Raw genomic sequence first — 4,840 nt, forward strand, 5'->3', positions numbered from 1 at the left:
GGACGGGCGTCAGGCCGGTGCCGCGGCCGCCGGGGCGGCCGGGCCGGAAGGGGCGTCGTGTGCGGGGTGCGCGGGCTGGCCCAAAGGGGCGGCCAGTTCCCACTGCTGGAGGAAGTACGGGTCGGAGGGCTGCGCCTGGAGCAGCGGCCGGCCGTTGGAGGTCAACTGCGCGCGGGTGACGAGGTGGGCGCTGCTGCGGGTGGCCGGGCCGTTCAGGTGCGGGCAGGCCGCCCGCGCCAGATCCCTGCACTCCTGGTGCAGCGCGGCCTGCAGCACCACGCCGGCGGGCGTGGCCAGCACCCACGCCTGCTCGGGGAGGAGGTCTCCGCACACCTGGCAGCGCCACTCGTTGTGGGCGCGGGACAGCAGCCGGGAGTCCATGGCCCGCCACCACACCCGCGCCGCGCTCCACGGGGTCACCCAGGGAACCGGCAGGCCCTGGCGCGTCGGCCGGGGCAGCCCGGTGACCGGAGCGAGCAGCATCCCGGCCTCCTCCAGCGCGCTCCACACCGGCCGCTCCATCCCGAGGGCCGCGCACTGCCCGTTGCCGCAGGCGAAGACGGCGTTGGTGGCGTCGTACTCCAGTTGCTCGGCGCAGTCCGGGCAGTCCGGATCGGGCTCGGCGGGCGTCATGCCGTTGCTCTCCTGCTCGTTGAAGCTCTTCGGGGGCCTGGCCGCTACGGTCGCTGCGCCACGGGCGCGGCCGGGTGGCAGGGGGCGGTCCAGCTGGTGTGGGTGACCTGGGTCCAGCCGGTGAGCTTGGCCGGGTCGGCCCAGGCGGTGGGGTCGATGGTGTAGCCCGCCGCGGGTAGGCGGCTGATCGCTTCCTTGAGGGGCGGGACGGGCTGGGGGCCTGGGCTTGGGGCGATCAGGTGGCGGCCGGGGTCGTCCGGGTCGGCGGCGGCGAGGGTGTCGGCCGGGCCGAGGTCGAGCGCGTCGACGACGACCTCGGGGCCCGGTGCGACGACGATCAGCTGCCAGCGTTCCCGGTGCACGGCCAGCTCGGCCGTGTACAGCGCGGGCAGGCCCTGGTGGTCGGGGTGCGGTGCGGCCGGGGTCACGAACTCTCCTTCGATCCGTACGGGTTGCCGTCGTCCTCGCCTACGCCCGGGGGCTCGGGGCCCCTCTGATCGTAGAGGCCGGCGCGGATCTGGTCGCGGGTGATCGCGTACTGGAGGGCGTCGTCCTCGTCGGTGAACATGTACCGCGCCACGGTCTTCTCCAGGGCCTCGAAGTAGCCGGCGCGGCGACCGGCGGTGCGGAAGCGGCGCTCCAGCCCCAGCAGCGCGCGGACTCCCTGGTACTGGCTCTCGTCGCCGTCGCAGACCTCCCGCAGCACGGCCATGGCGTCGGCGTCGAAGCCGACGCCGCCGTCCAGGACGGCCGGGCCGGGGAAGGGCTCGCCGGTCTCCTCCAGGTAGATGGCCGGGAGGAGGTCCTCGACCTCGTGCTTGACGACCACCCACTCGTGGCGGATCGCGTGCAGTTCCTCCAGGCTGATGAGGGCCAGGTCGCGCACGTACTCGGGCCCGCGGGTGCGGATCTGGTGCTGGGCGCGCAGCAGCCGGCGCAGCCAGTCCTCCCGGGCGGCCTGGGTGTAGGGGCCGTGCACCAGCCGGCCGTGGAAGAGCATGAGGGAGCCGTTCGACCTGCGGTAGTCCCTCAGATGCCGGTCGTCGTCGATGTCGAGCGCGTTGCGCAGCTCCAGCAGCGGGCGCATCCACACGTTGTCGTCGTCGTTGGCGATCATCGCCTTCAGGGACTTGTCCTGGCTGACCATCGTGCACGTCCAGCACCCGAACCGGCTGTCGCCGCACGAGGGGGTGGTGGTGTCGACCACCAGCGGGCACTCGGAGTCCGGGCTCGCCCCCTGGTAGAGGCCGAGCAGGTCCTTGTGGCTGTGGCCCCACGGGTTGTCGTACTGCATCAGCAAGATCCACACCTCGTCGTTGGTCAGCGCCTCGATCGGGCTGTAGACCAACGAGTTGGGCAGGTCGCCGTTGGGCGAGAGCCGCTCGCGCACGCGGCCTTTCTCGTGGCGGGCCATGGACTTGGCCCGCGCGGCGCTCTCCGCCTTGCGGATCCCCAGCACGAGGATCGCCTCGCCGTGGGCGGCGACGACGGAGCGGATGAACCGACTCGACGGCTTGATCTTGAGCCGCTCTGTGCACCACCTGAACTTCGGCCTCGGCGCCGCGTAGCCGCGCCCGATCAGGCACATCCAGAAACTGTCCTCCACGGCCGGGGTGAGCCGGTGCACCTCGATCGGCAGCTGCTGGACGGCGGCGGCCTCGCGCATGGCGTCCAGCGACCGGCCAACCCACGCGGCCACCAGCGGGTTCTCCACCAGGGTGTCGGTGGAGATCACGTGGACGGTCTTGGTCCGCTGCTCCGGCGGCAGGGAGGCCAGGGCCCACCAGACGAGCGCGGTGACCAGGGTGCTGTCCTTGCCGCCGCTGTAGCCGACCACCCAGGGCACCTGGTCGGCGAGGTACAGCTCCCGGATCTCCTCCAGCAGCATCTCCAGGTACTGGTGGGGGGTGAGGTCGCCGAACGGGCTGCGGCGGGTGGGGCCGAGGCCGGGCACCAGGACGGGCGGGGGCGGGGGCATGGCTGACCTTTCAGTACGCGGGGTGGCGGCCGCCGAGCATGAGCCGGCGGCGGGAGGAGCGGGCCGGGGGAACAAGGCCGGGAGCGGCCCGGCACCCCGGCGGGGTTCACGCGGCGCTGAGCATCCGGGCGAGCCGGGAGGGCCGCACGTAGTGCCCCGGCTCCTCCTGCGGCCGCGGCTCCCGGACGGGCAGGGCGATGGTGACGGGCGTGATGGTCCGCTGCGCCGGGTCGACCCGGTGGGTCTTCTCGATCACGACCACGGCGCGATGGTCGCCGCCGGACAGAGTGTTGACCAGGTCCAGGGCGTGCGCGCTGGCGATCAGCTGGGAGGGCGAGGAGGGGGCGCCGAGCCGCCGGGAGGTCCGCCGGACCAGTTCGGCGGCGGCCTTCGGGTGGATCCCTTCCCCGATCCCGTCCAGGACCAGCACGTCGGGCCGGGTGTGCCAGGCGGTCAGGACCTTCAGGATGCGCAGCGCCCCGGCGGGCATCGTGGCCGTCGGCACCCAGCCCCGGTGCGCCATCCGGACCTCGATCCGTCCCTGGACGGCCCGGACGCCGCAGGAGTCGTGCACCAGGGCCGCGAGGTCCGCATGCAGCCGGGCCGCCGCCTCCGGGCCGAGCCGCCCGAGCATCGAAGCGGCGTCGCTCGCACCGTCGGACGCCGTCTGCCAGTTCCTGGCCTGCTCCCGGAGCGTGTCCATCAGCGGCCCTCCGCCGTCCAGCGGAATCAGGCGCTGCGCCGCCCCGGTCCGCGCGGCTGTCCGTACGCCGCTGCCAGCGGTGTCGAGGACGGCTGTGCGACCGTCGGGGGCCCGGAAAGCGGTGAGTTCCACCGAGACCGGCCCGGCCGCGCCGGGCATCAGGGTCTGCACCGTGACCTGCATCCTCTGCGCGGTCCTGGGCTGGCCTTCGTGCTCGCTCTGGAGCAGGAGGGCGTCAGCGGCCAGCCGGGGGCTGGAGGCGGTGGCCGCCGCCCAGCCGTCCGTCAGGGTCCGGGAGACCAGGGTGAGGGCGTCGAGGAGGTTGGTCTTGCCGGTGCCGGCGGGGCCGGTCAGCACGGTGAGCGGGCCCGAGGGGAACTCGAACTCGAAGTCCTGGAAGGACTTGAAGCCGTCTATCGCGATGGTGGTGATCACTGCAACTCCCGGTTCGGGGCGGCCGGACTGCAACCCGGCCCGGCGGCATCCACCATACGTGTACTCATTGAATTAAGCAATGCTCGATGGTGAGTTGCCCGGCCTCGAACCGCCTTGAGCCCGATCGGGCGGCCTCACGCCCTCCAGCCGGGGCCGCCCAGCGCGTACACCGTCTCCCGTTCCGCGAGCGGCAGGTCCGGCCTGATCCGGGTCCGTGCCACCCACCGGTGCCGGTACTCGTAGGTCACCCCGAGCACGGCGTTCTCCTTGTAGACCGGCCCGACCTTGCGCCCGTTTCCGTCTCGGATCCCGTAGCGCACGCGCGGGCGGACGTGGGCGCGCCGCCAGGTGCCGGCCGTGAGCTCGCCCGTCCCTGCGGCCGAGCGCGTCCGCGCGGCCGGCTCCTCCGGCGGAGGTTCGTAGTCGAGGAGATGGACGCCGTGGAAGGCGCCGTCGCGGGCCTGCCGTGTCCGCGCGAGCTTCTTGATCTCCCTGTCCCGGCGGCCCGCACCGTCCCGCCGGGGAAGCTCGGGTGGCGGCCGCCAGTTCTCGAAAGCCAGCAGCGCCGCGTAGCCGTACAGGGCGCGCCCGGCAGGATGACCGCCGTAGGGCACCGGCACCAGGGAGTAGAGGGGGGTGCCGCTGCGCCGGTCGGTGGCCGCGGTGAGGAGCCAGCCCAGGCCCTCGTCCAGGTGCCCGTCTTCGCGGGCGGTGAGCACGCCGCCCATCACCACCGGCGCATCGCCCAGGGGCAGGCGCCCTTCTCCGGCGGCTTCGAGCAGGTCGCTGTCGTCGGCCACCGCGTCGAACGGCACGCCGTCGTGGAACAGCAGCACCGACGGCGCGGGCAGCGTCAGTTCCGCGCGGGTCTGCGCGTCCATCATCGCGGTGGTCGCGGCGTCCTCGGCGAGCGGACCGGGAACGAAGTGCGGCACCGAGCTGTACGCGGCCAGGCCGGCCGAGACGCGCAGCAGGCGCCCGTCCTGGAGATGCTGAGGGGTCGCCAGGCCGTGATGGGCCAGGAGCGCTCCGGGAGGGGCGAGCCGGCTGCGCACCGCGCCGATGTCGGCGGGCACCAGGTCGCGCAGGGC

4 protein-coding genes and 1 pseudogene are annotated in these 4,840 nt (G+C 73.6%); all 5 read right to left on the minus strand.

From position 1 onward, the window contains the following. Positions 1 to 9: 9 nt before the first annotated feature. Positions 10 to 633, minus strand: a complete 624-nt coding sequence (locus ABT093_RS40350) for a hypothetical protein (protein WP_350572496.1) — start codon at positions 631 to 633, stop codon at positions 10 to 12. A 44-nt stretch (positions 634 to 677) separates the two neighbouring features. Continuing rightward, positions 678 to 1,061: a hypothetical protein gene (locus ABT093_RS40355; protein WP_350572497.1), complete on the minus strand. Its 384-nt coding sequence runs from the start codon at positions 1,059 to 1,061 to the stop codon at positions 678 to 680. Continuing rightward, positions 1,058 to 2,611, minus strand: coding sequence for a DNA phosphorothioation system sulfurtransferase DndC (gene dndC, locus ABT093_RS40360; protein WP_502884430.1), 1,554 nt, complete (start codon positions 2,609 to 2,611; stop codon positions 1,058 to 1,060). The genes ABT093_RS40355 and dndC overlap by 4 nt, the downstream gene beginning before the upstream one ends. Before the next feature lie 106 nt (positions 2,612 to 2,717). Beyond that, positions 2,718 to 3,749 carry an AAA family ATPase gene (locus ABT093_RS40365; protein WP_350572498.1) on the minus strand — a complete coding sequence of 344 codons (1,032 nt, stop codon included), beginning with the start codon at positions 3,747 to 3,749 and terminating at the stop codon, positions 2,718 to 2,720. A gap of 134 nt (positions 3,750 to 3,883) precedes the next feature. Then, a pseudogene (locus tag ABT093_RS40370) lies at positions 3,884 to 4,840 on the minus strand (hypothetical protein); the annotation flags it as partial.

It is taken from the genome of Kitasatospora sp. NPDC002551 (assembly GCF_040296005.1).
Classification (GTDB): Bacteria; Actinomycetota; Actinomycetes; order Streptomycetales; family Streptomycetaceae; genus Kitasatospora.

Coding starts and splice junctions, on each gene's coding strand:
- dndC (WP_502884430.1), bottom strand. CDS start 2,611: ATGCCCCCGCCCCCGCCCGTCCTGGTGCCCGGCCTCGGCCCCACCCGC.
- ABT093_RS40350 (WP_350572496.1), bottom strand. CDS start 633: ATGACGCCCGCCGAGCCCGATCCGGACTGCCCGGACTGCGCCGAGCAA.